General features: G+C 68.8%; 16 protein-coding genes. 1 reads left to right on the top strand and 15 read right to left on the bottom strand.

Annotation, left to right across the window (positions count from 1 at the left end):
• Positions 1-128: 128 nt before the first annotated feature.
• Positions 129-1,322: an ABC transporter substrate-binding protein gene (locus M673_RS22270; RefSeq protein WP_061978915.1), complete on the top strand. Its 1,194-nt coding sequence runs from the start codon at positions 129-131 to the stop codon at positions 1,320-1,322.
• A 107-nt stretch (positions 1,323-1,429) separates the two neighbouring features.
• Here the strand turns inward: M673_RS22270 and M673_RS25175 are convergent, their stop codons facing one another.
• The 15 genes from M673_RS25175 to M673_RS22195 form a co-directional block, all read right to left on the bottom strand.
• The gene (locus tag M673_RS25175; protein WP_061978914.1) at positions 1,430-2,095 is read right to left on the bottom strand and encodes a nuclear transport factor 2 family protein; all 666 of its coding nucleotides are present in this window, start codon (positions 2,093-2,095) and stop codon (positions 1,430-1,432) included.
• Positions 2,092-3,474 carry an aspartate aminotransferase family protein gene (locus M673_RS22260; RefSeq protein WP_061978978.1) on the bottom strand — a complete coding sequence of 461 codons (1,383 nt, stop codon included), beginning with the start codon at positions 3,472-3,474 and terminating at the stop codon, positions 2,092-2,094. The genes M673_RS25175 and M673_RS22260 overlap by 4 nt, the downstream gene beginning before the upstream one ends.
• A 126-nt stretch (positions 3,475-3,600) precedes the next feature.
• Positions 3,601-4,320, bottom strand: coding sequence for a 5-oxoprolinase subunit PxpA (pxpA, locus tag M673_RS22255; RefSeq protein WP_061978913.1), 720 nt, complete (start codon positions 4,318-4,320; stop codon positions 3,601-3,603).
• Between the two features lie 29 nt (positions 4,321-4,349).
• Positions 4,350-6,695 carry a xanthine dehydrogenase family protein molybdopterin-binding subunit gene (locus tag M673_RS22250; RefSeq protein ID WP_061978912.1) on the bottom strand — a complete coding sequence of 782 codons (2,346 nt, stop codon included), beginning with the start codon at positions 6,693-6,695 and terminating at the stop codon, positions 4,350-4,352.
• The gene (locus M673_RS22245; RefSeq protein WP_061978911.1) at positions 6,688-7,176 is read right to left on the bottom strand and encodes a (2Fe-2S)-binding protein; all 489 of its coding nucleotides are present in this window, start codon (positions 7,174-7,176) and stop codon (positions 6,688-6,690) included. The genes M673_RS22250 and M673_RS22245 overlap by 8 nt, the downstream gene beginning before the upstream one ends.
• On the bottom strand, positions 7,173-8,006 hold the full coding sequence (locus M673_RS22240; protein ID WP_061978910.1) for an FAD binding domain-containing protein: 834 nt from the start codon (positions 8,004-8,006) through the stop codon (positions 7,173-7,175). The genes M673_RS22245 and M673_RS22240 overlap by 4 nt, the downstream gene beginning before the upstream one ends.
• A 123-nt stretch (positions 8,007-8,129) precedes the next feature.
• Positions 8,130-9,143, bottom strand: coding sequence for an ABC transporter permease (locus tag M673_RS22235; protein WP_061978909.1), 1,014 nt, complete (start codon positions 9,141-9,143; stop codon positions 8,130-8,132).
• On the bottom strand, positions 9,136-10,131 hold the full coding sequence (locus M673_RS22230; protein ID WP_061978908.1) for an ABC transporter permease: 996 nt from the start codon (positions 10,129-10,131) through the stop codon (positions 9,136-9,138). Before M673_RS22230 ends, M673_RS22235 begins: the two co-directional genes overlap by 8 nt.
• Positions 10,128-11,669 (bottom strand): sugar ABC transporter ATP-binding protein, encoded by a 1,542-nt coding sequence (locus M673_RS22225; protein WP_148640226.1) that lies wholly within the window; start codon positions 11,667-11,669, stop codon positions 10,128-10,130. Before M673_RS22225 ends, M673_RS22230 begins: the two co-directional genes overlap by 4 nt.
• A 25-nt stretch (positions 11,670-11,694) precedes the next feature.
• Entirely contained in the window at positions 11,695-12,768 is a 1,074-nt protein-coding gene (gene torT / locus M673_RS22220; RefSeq protein WP_082640032.1) for a TMAO reductase system periplasmic protein TorT, read from the bottom strand.
• A 72-nt stretch (positions 12,769-12,840) separates the two neighbouring features.
• Complete coding sequence (locus tag M673_RS22215) at positions 12,841-14,802, bottom strand: hydantoinase B/oxoprolinase family protein (RefSeq protein ID WP_061978906.1); 1,962 nt, start codon at positions 14,800-14,802, stop codon at positions 12,841-12,843.
• A 5-nt stretch (positions 14,803-14,807) separates the two neighbouring features.
• Complete coding sequence (locus M673_RS22210; protein WP_061978905.1) at positions 14,808-16,832, bottom strand: hydantoinase/oxoprolinase family protein; 2,025 nt, start codon at positions 16,830-16,832, stop codon at positions 14,808-14,810.
• A 235-nt stretch (positions 16,833-17,067) separates the two neighbouring features.
• Positions 17,068-18,015, bottom strand: coding sequence for a helix-turn-helix domain-containing protein (locus tag M673_RS22205; protein WP_244493112.1), 948 nt, complete (start codon positions 18,013-18,015; stop codon positions 17,068-17,070).
• A gap of 433 nt (positions 18,016-18,448) precedes the next feature.
• Entirely contained in the window at positions 18,449-19,006 is a 558-nt protein-coding gene (locus M673_RS22200) for a DUF2478 domain-containing protein (RefSeq protein WP_061978903.1), read from the bottom strand.
• 146 nt (positions 19,007-19,152) lie between these two features.
• Positions 19,153-19,500, bottom strand: coding sequence for a gamma-glutamylcyclotransferase family protein (locus tag M673_RS22195; RefSeq protein WP_061978902.1), 348 nt, complete (start codon positions 19,498-19,500; stop codon positions 19,153-19,155).
• Between the last annotated feature and the right edge of the window lie 28 nt (positions 19,501-19,528).

Here is a 19,528-nt window from a genome sequence, read left to right as displayed (position 1 = left end):
GCATCGGCTGCGTTTGACGCCTCGTGAGCGTCGAAAAATCGCTCGACGGCCCTTCGCCGCCGAGTTGTCGAACTGGCTCTCAGATCCCGCCGGCATGACGCCCGCGCGGTCCAGCAAAGGAGACGTGCATGACAAAGACAAAGCACCTTGTCGCAGCGGCCCTCGCCTCGGTGGCCCTCACGGTCCCCGCCTTTGCGGACGACGGCACGATCAAGATCGGCTTCGCCACGGCGGAGTCGGGCTTCATGGAGGCCTATGACAAGCCCGCGACCGACGCCGCCCTGATCCGCATCGACGAGATCAACAAGGCCGGCGGCCTCCTCGGCAAGCAGATCGAGGTGGTCAAGGCCGACACCAAATCCGACCGCGCGGAAGGGGCCAAGGCCGGCCTCACCGTGATCGACGAGGGCGCCGACCTCGTGGTCGTGTCCTGCGACTACGACTTCGGCTCGCCGGCCGCGCTGGCCGCCGAGGATGCCAGCAAGGTCTCGTTCTTCCTCTGCGCCGAATCCGTCAAGGCCGGCATCCAGGGCGTCGGCCCGCTGTCCTTCTCGGCCTCGGTTCTGGCGCCGGTGCAGGGCGCGGCCATGTCGGAATGGGCCTTCAAGGAGAAGGGCGCCAAAGAGTTCTACAAGCTCCTCGACACCTGGACCGTCTACAACAAGGGCATCTGCGACGGCTTCGACTGGATGATGCCGAAGCTGGAGGCGCAAGGGGCCAAGCTCGTCGGCGAGGACACGTTCAAGAACGAGGACGCCTCGATCGCCGCGCAGATCACCCGCATCAAGTCGCTGCCCAAGGAGCCCGACGCGATCATGCTCTGCACCATGATGCCGGGCGGCGTCTCGGCGGTGAAGCAGATCCGCGCCGCCGGCATCAACTCGATGATCCTGACCGGTTCGGGCATGGACGGCAGCTACTGGCTGCCGGCCGTGCCGGACCTGTCGAACTTCTTCATTCCGGTTCAGGGCTCGATCTACGGCGACGATCCGAACCCGGACGTGAAGACCTTCAACGCCGCGTTCAAGCAGAAGACCGGTGCCGACCCCTCCAGCCAGTATGCCTATCCCGGCTACGTGATGGTGGACGTCTGGGCCAAGGCCGTGCAGCGCGCCGGCACGACCGACGCCGAGGCCGTGGTGGCCGAGCTGGAGAAGATGAAGGCCGAGCCGACGCTCTTCGGCCCGCGCACCTTCACGTCCGAGCTGCACCACCAGAACAACGCGACCTATCTCGTGGTGGACGTCGAGAAGGGCAAGCCGGGCGTCGTCGGCAAGTGGACGCTGTCCGAGCCCGTTCCGATGGACGCGATCATGAAGTAAGGAAAGGGCGCCGCGTTCGCGCGGCGCTTCGCTTTACCGGAAAACGAGAAGGGCCCGGCCGCGTCGTGCGGCCGGGCCCTTCTTTGCGACATGGTCGGTGCCGGCCGTCAGCTCCGGTTCTTGCGATAGGAATCCTTCAGCGCGATCAGATCGCCGTCGAAGCCGAAGATGTCGCAGCCGTCGACCTCGATCCCGCGCCCATCCCGCGAGGTGCCGACGAAGCGCCAGGACGACAGGCCCGTGTCGCCCGACACCACGTGCTTGCCCCGTGTCCAGGCGGCCTCGGGAAAGGCTTCGAACAGGGCGGCATAGGCGGCGCGCACCGCCTCGCGCCCTTCGTGCCGGGCGCCCTCCGCACCAAGCCCGCTGGACGCTTGGAAGGCGCAGGTCTCGGCCATGCAGTCCATCAGCGTGTCGACATCGCGCCCGTTCCAGGCCGCGAGGAAGCGATCGAGCGTGGCGAGGCGGCGGGCGGAGAGGTCGCTCTCCACCACTTCCACCTCCAGGAAGGCGAGCGGCGCCTCGCCGCCGTTGACGACGTTGTGCGCGACGCCCGTGCGCCGGGAATAGGGCACGCCCTGGCTCAAGCTCGCCTGCGCCGAGCCGCCATCGGGCAGGCCGAGGTCCAGCCTTCCGTCGGTGAGCGGCACGATGACGTAGTCGTGCCCGTGGATATGCCACCCGGTTTCCGCCCCCGGCTGGAACCGCCATTCCGTGACGCGGAACCGCCCGTCGTCGATGTGGACGACGGGCTCGGCCTTCGCCCGCGTCATAGCAGCCCCTCCGCCGCGACGGCTCCGGTCAGGCGCTCCAACGTGCGGCCGAGGCGGGTCATGATCTCGCCGACATCCTCTTGCGTGACGATCATCGGCGGGCAAAGCGCCAGTTGGTCGCCGATGGAGCGGAAGATCAGCCCTTCCTCGTGGCCGATCGCGGCGGCGATCTGTCCGGCCCGGCCGGCCTTCTCGAAGGGGCGCTTCGTCGCCTTGTCGGCCACCAGCTCTAGCGCCCCGATCAGCCCCGCGCCCCGCACCTCGCCCACCAGCGGGTGATCGGCGAAGCTCCGGAGCCCCGCTTGGAACGGCTGTTCCAGCCGCGCCGCGTTGCCCATCAGATCACGCTCCTCGATGATCGCGATGTTCTCCAGCGCGACGGCGGTGGCGACCGGATGGCCGGACGCGGTGAAGCCGTGGCCGAACACGCCGAGCCGGGCCGAGTTGTCCGCGATCGGCGCATAGACCGCCTCCGACAGCATGACGGCGGCGAGCGGCATGTAGGAGGAGGTGATCTGCTTCGACAGCGTCATGATGTCGGGCGTGAACCCGTATTTCTGGCAGCCGAAGGGCGTGCCGAGCCGGCCGAAGCCGCAGATCACCTCGTCCGAGACGAGGAGGATGTCGTTGGCCCGGCAGATGCGCTCGACGCCCTCCCAATAGCCGGCCGGCGGCGGCATGACGCCGCCCGCCGCCATCAGCGGCTCGCCGATGAAGGCGGCGATCGTCTCGGCGCCTTCCTGCGCGATGACGTCCTCGAGCTCGCGCAGAAGCCGGGCGGTGAACTCGGCCTCGCTCTCGCCCTCCATTCCGAAGCGGTAGAAATGCGGGCAGGTGAGATGGCGCACCGGGATCGCCGGCAGGTCGAAGTCGCGATGGTTGGTGGGCAGGCCCGTGAGCGAGCCGGAGGCGATGGTGATGCCGTGATAGGCCTTGGTGCGGGCGAGGAACTTCTTCTTCTCGGGCTTGCCCATCGCGTTCGAGCGATACCAGACCATCTTGACGATCGTGTCGTTGGCCTCCGAGCCGGAGGAGGTGAAGAAGGCGCGGGTCAGGGGCTCGGGCGTCATCTCGGCGAGTTTCTCGGCGAGGCGGATCGAGGGCTCGTTCGATTTGGAGGTGAACGTGTGGTAGTAGGGCAGCTTCAGCATCTGCTGATAGGCCGCGTCCGCCAGGCGCTTTTCGGAAAAGCCGACGCCGACCGACCAGAGCCCGGCCAGCCCCTCGATATATTCCTTGCCGCGATCGTCATAGACGCGGATGCCCTCGCCCCGCGCCATGACCAGCGGGCCGTTCGTCTCGTGCGCGCGCAGGTTGGTGTTCGGGTGCAGCGTGTGGGCGATATCGGCCGCAGCCAGCGAGTTGGAAAGCGTGTCCATGATTGTCACCGGGTTTGGAGGCAAGGAATGGAGGTCGACGCCTTGCGGAACGGCGTCGTCTGGAAAGGCGCGGACGGGATCGGCGGCCGATCGGACCACCGGGGCCGCACCCGTTCTCTCGATTTCTCAAGCATGCGCATCGATCACCTCCCGCAGGACGGCGGCCACGGCGCGGGCGTTGGGCGGATCGGAATGCATGCAGACGGTCTCGAAGCGGACCGGCCGCAGGGTTCCGTCCGACGTTTCGAGCTGCCCCTCCGCAAGGGCCCGGCGCATCCGCCTTTCGACGAGAGCGAGATCGATCTCGCTCTGCACCCGGGGGATCAGAAGCCCGCCATCCGGCCCATAGGCGAGGTCGGGAAAGAACTCGCCCTCGAAGGCGACGCCGAGTTCCGCCGCCGCCGTCTCATGCGCGGTTCCCGCCAGGCCGAAGAGCGGCACGCCGAAGGGTTGGACGGCGCGTGCGATGGCCCGCGCGGTCTCGATGTCGCGCGCGGCCATGCCGTAGATGATCCCGTGCGGCTTCACATGCGACAGCGTCCCGCCTTCGGCGGCCAGGATGCCGGTGAGCGCCCCGATCTGGTACAGGAAGGCGGCGGTGAGCTCTTCGGGCTGGAGCTTCATCTCGCGCCGGCCGAAACCCTCGCGGTCGGGCAACGACGGATGGGCGCCGACGCGCTTGCCGAGCGAGAGCGCGAGGCGAACCGTCCGCAGCATGGTCATCGGGTCGGACGCGTGAAAGCCGCAGGCGATGTTGGCGCAGTCGATCCGGGGCATGATCCCCTCGTCGTCGCCGAAGCGCCAGTTGCCGTAGCTTTCGCCCATGTCGCAGTTCAGGGTGACCATGTCGGGCAGGCTCTTTCCGTGATGGCTTCTCAAGCCAGGATATTGGCCGAGAAGTCGGCGGCGATGTGGTTCAGCTCCGGCTTCGGCTCGCGATCGTGGAGAAGGCGAAGCACGCGGGGCGGCGTCAGCGGCAGCCGGTGGACGGGCTTGCCGATGGCGCGCGCGACCGCGCAGGCGATCGCCGCTCCAACGCCCAGGATCGGCACCTCGCCAGCGCCCTTCGTGCCGAGCGGCCCGATCGAGGGCGCGCCCTCGAAGAGATCGACGGCGACCGGCACGGCGTCGCCCGCCAGTGGCACGCGGTAGGTCTCGAAACCGTCCTGCGCGATGCGACCGTCCTTCGTGATCGTCACCTCCTCGTGCAGCGCGTAGCCCAGCCCCTGCACGACGCCGCCCTGGATCTGGCCGAGAATGGCGCGCGGGTTGAGCGCGCGGCCGACATCCTGCACCACGCGATAGGCCAGCACCTCGACATGGCCGGTATCGGGGTCCACCGCGACCTCGGCCTCGTGCACCACGAAGACGGGAATATCGAGCGCGTCGATGAAATGGCCCATGGCGCAGCCGGACATGGCCGGCGTTCCCGCCGCCGTGAACGCGCCCGAGCCGCTGATCGGGCCGGTGGTCCAGTGCGCGTGCTGGACGACGGCCGCGATCGTGGTGCCGGAGCCCGGCCGCCCGCCGATCTCGACGCGGCCCTTGGTGAGGACGAGATCCTCCGGCCGGGTCTGAAGCATCTCGGCCGCGCTCTTCAGAAGCTTCTCGCGCACCTCGACGCAGGCCGAGACGCTGGCGGCCCCGATCGAGACCGTGGTGCGCCCGCCGCCGACGCCGACATCGAGGCCGGCCGCGTCCGTGTCGGCTTCGCGCACCACCACGCTCGCGGGATCGAGGCCGAGTTCGCCCGCCACGATCTGCGGCAGGGCCTGGACCATGGTGCCCGATCCGATCTCGACGCCGGAGGTGACGAGCACCGCGCCGCCATCGGCGTTCAGGTGCACCGTGGCGGCCGAGGGGCCGGTGAAGACGAACCAGGTGCCGACCACCGTGGCCATGCCGTAGAGACGGCCGTCGGCCCCGGCCTCCATCGTGCCCGTCCTGGCGCGCAGCGCCTCCATCCGGTCGATCATGGGGGCGAGGACGTCGCTGTCGAAACGCTGGCCGGTGGCGCCGAGATCGCCGTCGCCCGCCACGTTGCGCTTGCGGAAGGCGAGGGGGTCCAGCCCGAGCGCGTCGCAGATCTCGTCGGTGTGCCGCTCCAGGGCGAACGTGTTGTAGACGCCGTTGCAGGCGCGGAAGGCGCCGTTGGGCGGGGTGTTGGTGTAGACCGCGCGGCTGACGAGACGCATGGCGCCGACGCGGTAGTTGCCGCCGAGCGTGTGCGCCGTCATCGTGGTCAGGAACACCTGTTCGCCGCCATAGGCGCCGCAGTCCATCAGCACCACGGCCTCGCGACCGACGATCTCGCCGTCCGCCGTCACCGCCGAGCGGATCACGATCTCGGCGTTCTCGCGGCACAGGCACGTCGCCATCTCCTCCTGCCGCGAATTCTCAAGGACGACGCTGCGCCCGCTCATCCTCGCCAGAAGCGCCGTGATCGGCTCGATGGTCGCGTCGAACTTCAGCCCGAAGCCGCCGCCGACGGGGGGAACGGTGACACGCACCTGACCGGGCGCGAGGCCCAGCGCCCGGCCGGTGACGCCGCGCACGGTCCAGGGCACCTGCGTCGAGGTCTGGATATGGGCGCGCCCGTCCTCCCAGGCGCCGATCGCCACGCGCGGCTCGAAGGGAACGTGGCTCTGCCGCCCCACCACGAAGCGGCTTACGATCACCTTCACGTCGCCCCGCGCGAAAGCCGCCTCGACATCGCCCCGGCTGGTGCGGGCCTCCCAGGCGACGTTGCCCGAGCGTGCCGCGCCTTCCGTCAGCACGTCGTAGTCGCGCCAGTGCTCGTGGACGAGCGGCGCGCCGGGGGCCAGGGCCTCGGCCATGGTCAGGACAGGGACAAGCGGCTCGATCTCAAGGACGATCGCCCTCATCGCCGCGCGGGCCGCCTCCGGCGTTTCGGCGGCAACGGCGGCGATCGGCTCGCCGTGGTAGCGGATCGCATCGACGGCCAGAAGCGGATGATCGGCGATGCCGATGCCGTAAAGGCCCGGCGCGTCGCGCCCCGTGGCGACGGCGCGCACGCCGGGCATCGCAAGAGCGGCCGAAACGTCGAGCCGGACGATCCGGCCCGCCGGCACCTCGGCGCGCAGCAGGGCTGCGTGGAGCGTGTCCGGCCGCACGCGGTCGATCGTGTATTTCGTGCGCCCGCGCAGCTTGTCGCCCGCGTCGCGTCGCGGCAGGTTCATGACGGCGGCGGGATCAGACATCGCCCGATTCCGTGGCTGAGGCGCGCTCCGCCGCGAGGCCGGCGAGCACCGCATCGACGATGCGCTCGTAGCCGGTGCAGCGGCAGATGTTCCCGGTCATCGCCGCCTTGACCTCGGCGCGGCTCTCCGGCGCCCGGTCGCGGAAAGCGGCCGACAGGCTCATGACCATGCCGGGAAAGCACATGCCGCACTGGACGACATCGGCGGCCTCGAAGGCGACCTGGAGGGGATGGGGCGCCCCCGGCGGAGCGAGGCCTTCGATCGTGAGGACGCGTCGCCCCGCCACGCTGGCGATCGGCAGGAGGCAGGACATGCGGGCTTCGCCGTCCACATGGACGGTGCAGGCGCCGCAGAAGCCCTCCCGGCACACGGCCTTGGTGCCCGTCAGGAAGCGCTCGCGGCGCAGGATATCGACCAGCGGGGTCAGGGGGTCGCCGGCAAAGCCGCAAGGCTCGCCGTTCAGCTCGAAACGCACGCTCATGCCCTCGCCTCCAGATCTTCCATCGCACGCTTCACCAGCGCGGGCAGGACCGTGACGCGATACCAGCCGTCGGCCTCCACCCCGTCGCGCCCCTCGAAATCCATATGGGCCAAGGCCAGGCGGGCGGCCTCGTCGGGCGATATCAGCCGCGTGCCGATCGCCGCTTCCAGCGCCGTCCAGCGGCGGGCGACGGGTTCCACCGATCCGACCGCGACGCGAAGGGCGCCGCTCGGCAGACGCGCCAGCGAGACGATCGCCACCGGATAGTCGCCGGCCTTCCGTAGCGGCAGGCGCGCATGGGCGCTGGCGACCGCCTCGCGCGGCAGGTGGACGCGAACGAGAATGGCGCTTCGAAGGCGCGTCCGCCGTTCCGCGAGAAAAGCGTCGAGAGGCATGCGGTCGCTGCCGCCTCGGGCAGCGAGTTCCACCTCGGCGCCCTGGACCAGCAGCGCCGGCGCGAGGTCGGCGGCCGCAAAATCGGAAGCCGCGAGATTGCCGCCCAGCGTCGCGGCGTGGCGGATGGCGGGGTTGGCGGCGCTTGAGGCGGCCGTCACGATGCCCTGCAAGCCGGCGAGACCCTTCAGGGCGTTCGCCACGGCGACATGGGTCAGGCCGGCGCCGAGGGTGACGGCCGTGTCGGTCACCACCACCTCGGACAAAGCGGGAATCCGATCGAGAAGCACCACCGAGGCGGGCAAGGGTTCGCCGCGCCGCTCGGCCCGCATCATCCAGGTTCCGCCGGCCAGGACGCTCGCCCCTCCCGCCAGCGCCTCGATCGCGACGTCCAGACTTTCGGCGAAGACGACATGCCGCTGCGGCGTGTCCAACATGGCTCAGCCCTTCCCGCCTGCTTCGATGTCGATGCGGTTCCGACTTTGCCCCGGCCGCACCGCCTTTGTGAAATACGACTTCCTTGAATGGCTTATCGGAAAAACCGAAAACGCCTTCCCGGGTCAGCGCCCCGACAGGCGCGCCCGATCCAGCACCACGCCGAGGATCACGATCGCCCCAAGCACCACCATCTGCACGTAGCCGTCGATGCGCGCGAGGTTCATGCCGTTCGACAGGATGGTGACGAAGAGCGCGCCGAGCACCGCCGTGCCGACGCCGCCGCGCCCGCCGGCAAGGCTGGTGCCGCCGACCACGGCCGCGGCGATCGCCTGGAGCGAGAGCGAGCCGCCGAGATTGGGCTCGCCCGAGCCCGTGCGCGCCGTCATCATCAGGGCGCCCAGCGCGGCAAGCCCCGAGCACAGGAGATAGGCGAGGGCGAGAACGCGCTTGACCGGCAGGCCGGCGACGCCGGCCGCGCGCGGGTTGGTGCCCACGAGATAGAGCGAGCGGCCGAACACGGTGCGCGTCAGGGCGAGATGCAGGAGGACGGCGGCGAGGACGGCGATCGCGATCGCGGCCGGCACGCCGAACACGCTGCCGCGATAAAGGAGGTCGGAGAACAGGTCCGGCACGCCCTGGACCGGCCGGCCGCCCGAGATCGTGGTCGCGACACCGATGGCGATGTTGTAGGAGCCCAGCGTCGCGACGAAGGGGCTGACGCCCAGAAGCGCCACGACGACGCCGTTGAAGGCACCGACGGCCAGACCGATCGCGAGCCCTGCGAGAAGGCCGAGGAACAGAACGGCGACCGGCGACAGGCCCGCACCCCCGGCCGCCGCCAGCGCCATGGCGGAGGCGACCGAGACCACCGAGACCGTGGGGCCCAGCGACAGGTCGAAGCCGCGCGTCAGGATCACCACCGTCTGCGCCATGGCGAAGAGCGCGAGATAGCTCGTCTGCTGGGCGACGTTGAGGAGGTTGGCGGGGCTGAGCACCCGCGCGTCCACCGCCGAGAAGCCGAGGAGCAGGAGAACGAGGGCGATCGGCAGGGCCCATCGCCAGAGCCGCTGGCGGACGGTCGGTGCGTCCGATGCGGGAAGCGCGGCGAGGGCGGGCGAGTTCGTGGCGTCAGACACGCGGCTTTCTCCGTCTTCCCAGTTCCTCGATCGCCACCGCCGCGACCATGATGGCGCCCAGGAACACCGGCTGGAGGCGGGCGTCGACATGGAGGAGGTTGAGCGCGTTGCCGAGCGTCGTCAGGAACAGGGCGGACAGGGCGACGATCTCGACCCGGCCGACGCCGCCCCGCAGGGACACGCCGCCGATCACGGCCGCCGCGATCGACTGAAGCATCATCCGGTCGCCGCCGAAGCTCGCCTGGCCGGAGCCGACGAGGGCGGTGTAGAGGATGCCCGCACCCGCCGCGAAGACGCCCGACAGGACATAGGTGCCGACGACATGGCGCCCGATCGAGACGCCCGACACGACGGCCGCATCGGCATTGCCGCCGATGGCATGGACATAGCGCCCGAAGAGGGTGCTCCTCTGCACGAAGACCATGACGAGGACCAGGGCGAGCGCGATGGTGACGGCGTAGGGCAGGCCGAAGGCCTGGCCCCGGCCGAAACCCTTCACGAAGCCGTCGGGCATGCCATAGACCGGGATGCCGCTGGTGATCATCAATCCGACGCCGGCGGCCGCCGACATGGTGCCGAGCGTGACAACGAAGCCCGACACTTTGAGGCGCGACACGCAGAACCCGTTGACGAGGCCGACCGCTAGCCCTGAGCCGAGGCCCGCCGCCAGGCCGATCGCGACGATCAGCGCGTCGTTGCCGGGAAAGACGCCCCCCGCCCAGCCCATGACCTTGGCGGTGACGACGCTCGCCAGCGCCACCACGGCGCCGACCGACAGGTCGAAGCCGCCGGCAATGATGACGATGGCCTGACCGAGCGCCACGATCGTCAGGAAGGACGCGTTGCGCAGGATATTGAGGACGTTGGCCGGCCCATAGAACTGCGGCGAGACCAGCGACATGACGACGACGAGCAGGAGAAGCGCGATCGGCAGCATGCCGACGCGCAGCGACAGGCCGCGCGGGCGGCGGACGGCGAGCACGCTCATGCGGCCGCTCCCGCGCGCTCGTCGCGGAAGAAGCTCGCGAGGACGTTGGTCTCGGTCTTCTCCGTGCCCGTCAGCTCGGCCGCGATCCGCCCGTGGTGCATGACGTAGAGGCGATTGGACAGGGCCAGCACCTCCGGCAGCTCGGAAGAGACCACGACCACGGCGGCGCCCCCTTCCACCAGGCGCTTCATGAAGTCGTAGACCTCGAGCTTGGCGCCGACGTCGATGCCGACGCTCGGCTCGTCGAACAGAAAGACCGTGAGGTCGCGCGTCAGCGCGCGGCCGAGCATGACCTTCTGCCGGTTGCCGCCCGACAGGTTGCCGACCGCGCGCTCGATGTTCGGTGGGCGAAGCTTCAGCCGCTCCATGATCGGGGCGACGAGCGCGCGCTCGGCCTTGGCCTTGAGGATGCCGGCGCGCGCGAAGCGGGGCAGGTCGAGCGCCGTCATGGACGCGTTCTCGCGGATCGGCCGAGACAGGGCGAGGCCCTCCGTGACGCGATTGGCCGGAAAATAGGCGGCGCCCCGGCGCAGGGTCTCGCGCGGCGAGGGGGCCTCGTAGGGCGTGCCGTGGAGGCGGATGCGCCCGCCCGCGATCGGCTCCAGCCCGTAGACCGCGCGCACCAGCTCGGACTTGCCGCAGCCGACGAGACCGGCGATGCCGGTGATCTCGCCGGCGCGGGCATGGAAGTTCACGCCCGCGACCGTCCCGTCCGCGGTCGACAGGTTCTCGACGTCGAGCGCGACGGGGCCGGGCGTGTGGGTGATCTGCGGAAACAGGACGTCGATGCGCCGGCCCGTCATCAGCTCGACCAGCTCGCCATCGGTCGCCGTGGCGGCGTCGAGGGTGCGGATGTGGCGCCCGTCGCGCAGCACCGTGACGCGGTCGGCGAGCGCGCGGATCTCGCGCATGCGGTGCGAGACGTAGATGATGCCGACGCCTTCGCGCTTCAGGCGCGCGATCAGCTCGAAGAGACGCCCCGTCTCGCGCTCGGTGAGCGAGGCGGTGGGCTCGTCGAGGATCAGGAGGCGGACCTTGCCGAGGAGGGCTTTCGCGATCTCGGTCATCTGCTGGTGGGCGCGCGACAGATCGTCCACCCGGGCGACCGGATCGAGGTCGAAGCCGAGCTCGGCGATCAGTTCGCGCGCGCGCCGGCGCATGGCGCCCGCCCGGAGGACGCCGCCGACCGAGGCCTCGCGGCCGAGAAAGAGGTTCTCCTCGACCGTCAGGCTCGGCACCAGCGAGAATTCCTGAAACACCGGGCTGATGCCGATCTGGCGCGCCCGGTGCGGCGACAGGCGGCCGATCTCCTCGGCCCCGAAGCGGAAGGAGCCGGCGTCGGGCGCAAAGGTGCCGGAGATGACGTTGATCAGCGTCGACTTGCCGGCCCCGTTCTCGCCGAAAAGGACATGGAGTTCGCCCGCGCGCACGTCGAGATCGACGCCGTCGAGGGCGAGGACGCCCGTGAAGCGCTTGGTGATGCCGGCGAGGCGGAGCAGCGGCTCCGTTTCTCCGGCCTGCCCGTGGGGATGCTCCATGCCGATCTCCATGCCGCGCAGACGACTACTTGGCCTTGACCGAGTAGACCGGGGTCCAGTCGGCGGGCGCCAGGACGAGATCCATCTTGACGTTCGGCACTGTCGTCTTGTCGATCACGGCCGCTTCGGGCTGAACGAGCTTGACCACCGGCTTCTTCTCGATGAGGCGGATCGCCTGGTCGATGCCGATCGCCCCTTCGCCCACAGGATACTGGGTGGCGAAGGCGAGGATGTCGCCGCGGTTGAGCGCGTCGAGCATCGCCTGGTTCTCGTAGGAGGAGATGATCTTCATGTCGGTGCGGCCGGCTTCGGCCACCGCGCCGACCGCCGCCTCGGCCGTCGGTGCCGTGCCCCAGATGACGTTCATGTCGGGATAGGTCTGGAGCGCGTCCTGGATCAGCTGGAGCTGGACCGCGACGCCGCTATCGCCGAACTTCTCGTCGAGGATCTTGACGTTCGCGTTGCCGGCGACCTCCTTCTTGAAACCCTCGTTGAAGCTTTCCGCCCAGCCCGAGCCGGCGGGGCCGGGAAAGGTGACGACGTTGGCGGTCTCGCCGGACCCGAGGCTGGCGAGGAGACCCTTGGCGGTCACGCCCCCCATGGCCGCGAAGTCGACGAAGTTGGCGGCCGGCAGCTTCTCGATCGGCACCGGGTTGACGACGCCGACCACCGGCACGCCCTTGGCCTTGGCCTCGTCGAACTTCTGCGCGAGGCCGGCGCCCGAGATGGCGCCGACGATGATGGCGTCCGCCCCGCTCGCCAGACAGTCGTCGAACTGGGAAAGCTGGCGCGGCAGGTTCTCGTAGCCGCCGGCCTCGTAGAGCGTCATGTTGACGTTGGCGGCTTCGGCCTGTTTCACGACGCCGTAGGCGACCGCGACCCAGAAACTGTCCTTCATGTGCGGAAACAGGACACAGAGATTGTAGGGCTTCTCGGCCTTGCCGACCGGCGTGTATTCGGCCGGGGTCGGCGTGCCGGAGGAGGAATCGAAGATCTTCATCGGGAACCAGCTCTCCTCGGCCGAGGCGGGAAGAGCCGCTGCAAGGGACAGGCAGGTCGCGAAGCCGAGGGCGCGCGTCATTGCTTCGAAAGACGTCATGGCATCGATCCTTGGGCTTGGGAGGGAAGGGGGAGCGGGGCGTACCGGCCCCGCCCGTTTGGGCAGGTCTCGTCAGGCGGCCGCCCATTTGGCGACCGAGCGGCGCTCGAAGCTCTCGCGGAACTGGCGGGTGGATTCGGGCAGAAGCTCGCCCGTGCCCCAATGGAGGATCACGGCATGGCGGCGGATCACGTCGAGCATGTCGATCTCGCCGGCCCGGAACCGCTCGGCCACCGTTTCGGGATCGGTGCGGGCCCAGCCGGTGCGCTCGCTCGCGATCTCGGCGCGCAGCGCCCGCGTCGCCGCCTCGTCGACCTCGTACTCGCAGAGCTCGGCGTCGATCGTCCTGATCACGACGCCATAGTCCTTGGCGGCGCGCTCCACCGAGACGTAGTCGTCGGCGACATCCTCGAGGACATGGGCCGGGCCGCGCTTCAACGGATCGCCGAAGCCGCCGCCCCCGCCCGTCGGCCGCCAGAAATGGTCGCCTTCCTTCAGCGAGACGTCGGAGAAGATCGTGCCGAGGCGCACCGTCTCGTCCGTGCCGACGCGCTTCAGCGTCAGCCCGTGCGGGCTCGAGGGCAGGCCCCCTTCGATGCCCCAGACGATCGCCCGCTCGCGGTCGCAGATATAGGAGATCACGGTCTCCTCCGACTGGAGCATGCGCGAACCCTTGAGGACGCCGACGCCCCCGCGCCACTCGCCGGGGCCGCCGGAATCGCGCTGCATCTCGCACTCGGTCATCAGGATCGGCGTCGTGCGCTCCTGCCCCTCGATGGGCTGGGCCATCATGCCGGTGCCGAAGCACGAGGTCGTGGCATTGGCGCCGTCCTTGCCGTTGCGCCCGCCCCAGCCGCCGGGCAGCCAGTCGTAGAACATGAAGATCGGCTTGTCGGAGGACCGCGCGTCGCGCCCGCCGGTGAGGAGATATTCGAGGTTGAAGGTGCAGGCGAGCGCGCGCTCGGGCATCAGCTCCGACCACATCTCGTAGATCGAGTTCATGATCTTCTCGAAGGGCATCAGGAAGCCCGTCACCGCGACGGGCCACTTGGCGTCCACGATCGAGCCTTCCGGCACCGTCAGTTCGAAGGCGCGGTAGAAGCCGGAATTCAGCGGCAGGTCGGGGAAGAAGGTCTTCATGCCCGCCGCGACCGCCGAGAAGGTCGCGCCGAAGGCCGAGTTGTAGATCGAGGCGATGGTGGGGTGGCTGCCGGTGAAGTCGTAATAGGCCTTGTCGCCCCGGATCGTCATCTTGATGCGGATCGGGATCATGCCCTCGCCCCCCGCCGGGTCGCGGTCGATATAGTCCACCGTTTCCCAGGTGCCGTCGGGCAGCGCCGCGATGCGCTGGCGCACGGCACGCTCGACATAGTCCTGCACTTCGGCAAGACCCGTCTTCACCGTGTCGCGGCCGTATTTCTCGACGAGGCGCAAAATCTCGCGGGCGCAGACGGCCGTCCCCTCGGCCTGCGCCTGGATGTCGCCGAGGATCGAGGCGGGATCGCGCGTGTTGGAGGCGATCATGTTGGCCACATCGCGCCGGAACACGCCCTTGTCGTAGAGCCGCACCGGCGTGATGCGCAGGCCCTCGCGGAACATGTCGCGCGCCGTCACGTCGAAGGAGCCGGGCACCGAGCCGCCCATGTCCGACCAGTGGCCGTTGGACTGCGCGAAGGCGATGATCTCGCCGTTCGAGAAGATCGGCCGGATCAGGCGCACGTCGGAAAAGTGCGTGCCGCCGGCATAGGGATCGTTGATGGCGAAGACGTCGCCGTCATGCATGTCACCCTCGAAGGCGCGCATCACGTCCTTGCATGTGAAATGCAGGGTGCCGACGTGGACGGCGATGTCCTGGTTGCCCTGGGCGGCGCACTCGCCGTCGGCGTCGTGCAGCGCGGAGGAGAAGTCGTGGTTGTAGATCACGAAGGAATAGCAGGTCCGCAGCACCTGCTCGCCCATCTGGTCGACGCTGGTGATGAAGGAATTCTTGAGGACCTCGAAGGTCACGGGGTCGAGCGTCTGTTCGCTGGCCATCTCGTTCAGCCCTTCACGCGGATGATGATGTTCAGATATTTGTCGACCTCGGCGAGCGAGCCGGGCGGCACGACCACGGTGGAGTCCACCTGTCCGACGATCGCCGGCCCCCGGAAGGAGAAGCCGCAGGGCAGGTCGTCGCGGCTGTAGACCGGCGTGTCGTGGGGCGCGTTGTCGAACCAGACCGTGCGGCGCGAAACGGGATCTGGGGTTACACCCGTCGGCTCGTGGACGGCGAGTTCGGCCTTCGGCACGACGCCGATCGCCTTGACGTTGACGCGGAAGAAGCTGACCGGCGCGTCGTCGCGGCGGAAATTGTATTCGCGCTGGTGCTCGCGGTGGAAGTCGGCGACCAGCGCCTCGATCGAGGTGATCGGGCTCGGCACCGAGACGGCGAGCGAGCGCCACTGGCCGCGATACATCATGTCGATCGAGCGCTGGAGCACGATATCGCTTGTCGCCACGCCCTCGTGCGTCAGCCGGTCCAGCGCCTCGCGCTCGATGCGGGCAAAGCGGGCCTCGATGTCGGCGGGCTCGGCCTCCGTGCCCTCCACCATGCAGTTCTCGGAGAAGTCGTGCTGCATGTCGACGAGGAGACAGCCGAGCGCCGAGGTGACGCCGGGATTGGGCGGCACGATCACGGCGGGAATGGCGAGCTCGCGCGCGACATCCACCCCGTGCAGCGCGCCGGCCCCGCCGAAGGCGACGAGGGCGAAGTCGCGGGGGTCGTAGCCGCGGCTGATCGAGATCAGGCGCACGGCGTCCGACATGTTGGCGTTGGCCACGCGCAGGATCGCGTCGGACGCCGCCTCGGCCGAGAGGCCGAAGGGCTTGCCGACGCCTTCTTCGACGGCCTGGCGGGCGAGCGAGGCGTCGAGCTGCACCTTGCCGCCGGCAAGGCTCGTGCCGAGGCGCCCGAGCGTGACGTTGGCGTCGGTGTTGGTGGGCTGGCGGTTGCCGTTGCCGTAGCAGGCGGGGCCGGGAAAGGCGCCTGCCGACTGCGGTCCGTTGCGTAAGCTTCCCGCCTCGTCGGTCCAGGCGAGCGAGCCGCCGCCCGCGCCGATGGTCAGCACCTCGATCGAGGAGAAGCGGATGGGATAGCCGAACTCGATGAACCAGTCCTTGGTGACGCGCGACTGGCCCTCGTAGGCGAGCGAGACGTCCGTGGACGTGCCGCCCATGTCGAGGCCGATCGAGTTGGGATAGCCGCAGAGCGAGGCGATGTGGCGCGAGGCGATAGCGCCCGCCGCGATGCCGGAGCCCGCGAGCCGCGCGGCGAAATCCTTGACGCTGGCCGGCGTCATCACGCCGCCGCCGGTGTGCAGGAGGAGGAGATCGCGGGTGTAGCCCTCCGTCGCCAAGCGCTCGCCCAGGCGCGTCGTGTAGCTGACGACGACCGGCGAAAGGGCGGCGTTGGCGACGGTGGTCGAGAAGCGCTCGTGCTCGAAGATCTCGGGCAGGACCTGCGAGGAGATCGACACCGGCACGTCCGGCATGGCCTCCAGCAGGATCTCGCGCATGCGCCGTTCCGGCTCGCCGTTGAGATAGGCGTTCATGAAGCAGACGGCGATGGCCTCGACGCCGCGCTTCTTGAGAATGCGCGCGACATCGCGCGCGGCCGCCTCGTCCAGCGGCTCGACCACCTTGCCGGCGGAATCGACGCGCTCAGGCACCGTCAGCCGGTCGCGGCGCGGGATATAGGGTTTCACGACGTCCTTGTAGACGTCCCAAAGGTCTTCCTTGTTGGCGCGGCGGATTTCGAGCACGTCGCGAAAGCCGGCGCTGCACACCATGGCGGTGCGCGGCAGACGGCGCGTGATCAGCGCGTTGGTGGCGACCGTGGTGCCGTGGCTGAACAGGGCGACCTTGGACAGGTCGATCCCCGCCTTGCCGACACCGGCGAGGATTCCCTCGATCGGGTCCTTGGTGGAGGACGTCTTCTCGATGCGGATGAGGCCGGTGTCCTCGTCCATGATGCAGATGTCGGTGAAGGTGCCGCCGACATCGACGGCGACGCGAAGATTCTGCAAGGCGGCACATCCCATGCTTCGACCGGGCTTGTCGGCACGAGAGTGCCCGGCGGCGCGAGGGATCGATGCGATCCTCGCCCGTTCTCACAAGGACGGTCGGTGATTTTCGAAAGGTTGCCGGGGGATTAAAGAGGCTTTCGCCGGGCCGCTCTTGTCGGCCAGCGCATCAATCCTTGCGCCGGCGCGCACTCGCCGCCCAAGTCTTAGGCGCCTTTGTGCGTTGCACTATCGATGATCACCCGCGCGCGGCGGCGCGGGTCTCGCTTGGGCTTCGGCCGAACTGGGCACGGTAGTTCCGGCTGAACTGCGCCTGATCGCCGAAGCCCCACTCGTAGGCGATCTCGGAAATGGCGCGGCGATGGTTCTGCGGATCCTTCAGGAGCGAGTCGCACATCAGAAGGCGCTGGGTGCGGATATGGGCGCAGACCGTGGTGCCCTCGGCCTCGAAGAGCTGGTGGAGGTAGCGCAAGGATATGCCGCAGCCCTCCGCGATGCGCTGCGGCGACAAGTCGGTTTCGCGAAGGCGCGCGCGGATGAAATGCTCGGCGCGGTGAAGATGGGCGTTGCGCACCGATGAGCGCGAGCCCGACAGGACGCGCTGGTCGGCCTCCACCGCCATGGCCAGGAGATCCACGAGATGGCCGCCCATGCGGTCGCGCGCCGCCTCGTCCATCTCGTCCAGACGTGGCGCCGTCATGCGCACCATGTCCACGAACAGGGCGCCGACGCTGCGGCTGGCGTCGAACTGAAGGGTCGCCAGCCGCTCGGGCCGCGCGATGCGCGAACGAAGCAGTGCGCTCGGCACCTTCATCACCCAGAGCGCGGCGCGCTCGCGGTGGCTGAACTCATAGGGCAGGTGGCTGCGCTCGATCAGGAACTGCCCGGGTCGGCAGGTCACGTCCTGATTGTCCTGCGAAAAGCGGATCTCGGCGATGTCCGGCACGGTGATGAGATAGCTTTCCTCGCGCTCCGACACGAGATGGCGCTCCCGCCGCCGATAGAGCAGCCCGTCGCAATGGTTGCGCGAGATCGAGACCTGGCCGAGCGACCAGAAGTCGAGATCGCCCGCGAACTCCTGCGCGTTGCGGAATTGGATGTCGAGCGGGAAGTAGGTCCGCGAAACCGCGTCCTGCCAGAACTGCTTGCGCTGGCCGCCTGGGCTCTGGTTGGTGGAATAGCTCATTCGCATCGCACGCCTTCCTACCCGGTTCCGGCCACGGGGCCGGCGAACAAGAGTTCAGCACCCGATCGGCGAGGTCTGAAGCCCCACACCCATCGACACGTCGGAACGACCTCAGCAGGAAGCGTGCCAACTCGAGGCGACGACGGTTGACTTTATAAGAACACTTAAATGCAGTTCATGCATAGTCTGCCTGTCAATTTTTAAAGCCTGCCAACAAACGAAGTCGAACACGCCCTTGGCGGCTTTCTTTCTATGGTTGTATTGCCGAGATCGACTGCCGCCCCCAGTTTCCGCATCGGTCCGGCCGTGTTCGCGGAAGGTTTCCTGAAGCTCCTCGCCCGCGCCTTCTGAGACGAGTCGGCGGCGGCGGCGCTTGCCGAACGGGAGCGGCCTATCGCGGAGTGGGGAGGGGAGCGCGGAAGGCCCGTTCGCGTCAGCCTGAACGCTTGGTTTCCTGGGAACGCGGTCCGTTGCCCAGCGAGCGCCACCAGTGCAGGAGCCTTTGGGCGTCCGGGCGCACGGAGACCGCCAGCCCACCGGTGCTTCGGACCCAGGCGTCGCGCAGCCCGATCGGAACGGCCACGGCGATCGGCACGATATCGACGAGGGCGGCGGACAGGATTTCGACCAGTCCGCCGCCCTCGAGCTCGGCGCGGCCGAAGCGGTTGAGCAGGATGAGGTCGGGCTTTCGATCCAGCGCACCCGCAAGGCGGTGTCCGAGTTCGGGAAGTCTGTCGGACGCGCGTCCCTCGTACCGGCCTTCGTCGCTTCCGGCTTCCGGCCATTCCATCTCCGGAGCCAGAACGAACTCCACGGAACGGCTTTTCGAGGGAGCATCCGCCACGCGCCGCTGAAGGATGCCGAGAACGTCCCAGCCCTCCGCCAGCAACAGGCGCATGAACTCCGCGAGAACGGTGTCCGGATCGTCTCCCGGCGCATAGAGCATGCCCGCGACATCGTTGTCGGAATAAAGGCGGGGAAGGATCGCCATCGCCTCAGCCTACCGACCGCAGCCAGTCGCGTCTCCAACAGCGGGTGACGCAAGGCCGGTCGGCGTGAGGGGAGGGCAGACGCGCCGCGAGGCTGGGCCTTCGAGCCGGACGAGGAGCATCCGCGCACTCGGGCGTTCGCGCGACATCATGCCCGGACATACACCCAGGCGAGAAGGCCCGACACGGTCGTCGCCTCCACGCGCCGATAATCGTCCACCTCGTAGCGATCCGCGGCTGCAAGCTCTTCGCCCGTGATCCGGAAGAGCGTCCCCTCGACGAGATCCGAGGCGTCGTCCGACGGCATGACGACGGGGTGAAAGCGCTCCCCGCTCGTTTCGAGGACGGCTGGGTCCGTGATCTCCAGCATCTCGCGCCGAAAGCCTCGGATCGCGTCCGGCGCCCCAGCCAGTTTGCGCCCGAACGACGCGATCTGAACGTTCTCCTGTTGAAGCGTGCCGTAGGAAAACAGGCGAATGTCGGCGTCTTCGGTCAATGAAATCTCCTTTCGAAACGGCCCCAAA

Origin of the sequence: Aureimonas sp. AU20 (assembly GCF_001442755.1) — a bacterium.
Classification (GTDB): domain Bacteria; phylum Pseudomonadota; class Alphaproteobacteria; order Rhizobiales; family Rhizobiaceae; genus Aureimonas.
Note: the sequence above shows the minus strand (reverse complement) of the source record. Positions and strands in the feature narration are given on the sequence as shown.

What these genes read in the sequence shown, in the direction of transcription:
- M673_RS22260 (WP_061978978.1), bottom strand. Translation starts at nt 3,474, where the DNA reads ATGGACACGCTTTCCAACTCGCTGGCTGCGGCCGATATCGCCCACACG.
- pxpA (WP_061978913.1), bottom strand. Translation starts at nt 4,320, where the DNA reads ATGGTCACCCTGAACTGCGACATGGGCGAAAGCTACGGCAACTGGCGC.
- M673_RS22245 (WP_061978911.1), bottom strand. Translation starts at nt 7,176, where the DNA reads ATGAGCGTGCGTTTCGAGCTGAACGGCGAGCCTTGCGGCTTTGCCGGC.
- M673_RS22200 (WP_061978903.1), bottom strand. Translation starts at nt 19,006, where the DNA reads ATGGCGATCCTTCCCCGCCTTTATTCCGACAACGATGTCGCGGGCATG.
- M673_RS22240 (WP_061978910.1), bottom strand. Translation starts at nt 8,006, where the DNA reads ATGTTGGACACGCCGCAGCGGCATGTCGTCTTCGCCGAAAGTCTGGAC.
- M673_RS22270 (WP_061978915.1), top strand. Translation starts at nt 129, where the DNA reads ATGACAAAGACAAAGCACCTTGTCGCAGCGGCCCTCGCCTCGGTGGCC.
- M673_RS22205 (WP_244493112.1), bottom strand. Translation starts at nt 18,015, where the DNA reads ATGAGCTATTCCACCAACCAGAGCCCAGGCGGCCAGCGCAAGCAGTTC.
- torT (WP_082640032.1), bottom strand. Translation starts at nt 12,768, where the DNA reads ATGACGTCTTTCGAAGCAATGACGCGCGCCCTCGGCTTCGCGACCTGC.
- M673_RS22225 (WP_148640226.1), bottom strand. Translation starts at nt 11,669, where the DNA reads ATGGAGCATCCCCACGGGCAGGCCGGAGAAACGGAGCCGCTGCTCCGC.
- M673_RS22250 (WP_061978912.1), bottom strand. Translation starts at nt 6,695, where the DNA reads ATGTCTGATCCCGCCGCCGTCATGAACCTGCCGCGACGCGACGCGGGC.
- M673_RS25175 (WP_061978914.1), bottom strand. Translation starts at nt 2,095, where the DNA reads ATGACGCGGGCGAAGGCCGAGCCCGTCGTCCACATCGACGACGGGCGG.
- M673_RS22215 (WP_061978906.1), bottom strand. Translation starts at nt 14,802, where the DNA reads ATGGCCAGCGAACAGACGCTCGACCCCGTGACCTTCGAGGTCCTCAAG.
- M673_RS22230 (WP_061978908.1), bottom strand. Translation starts at nt 10,131, where the DNA reads ATGAGCGTGCTCGCCGTCCGCCGCCCGCGCGGCCTGTCGCTGCGCGTC.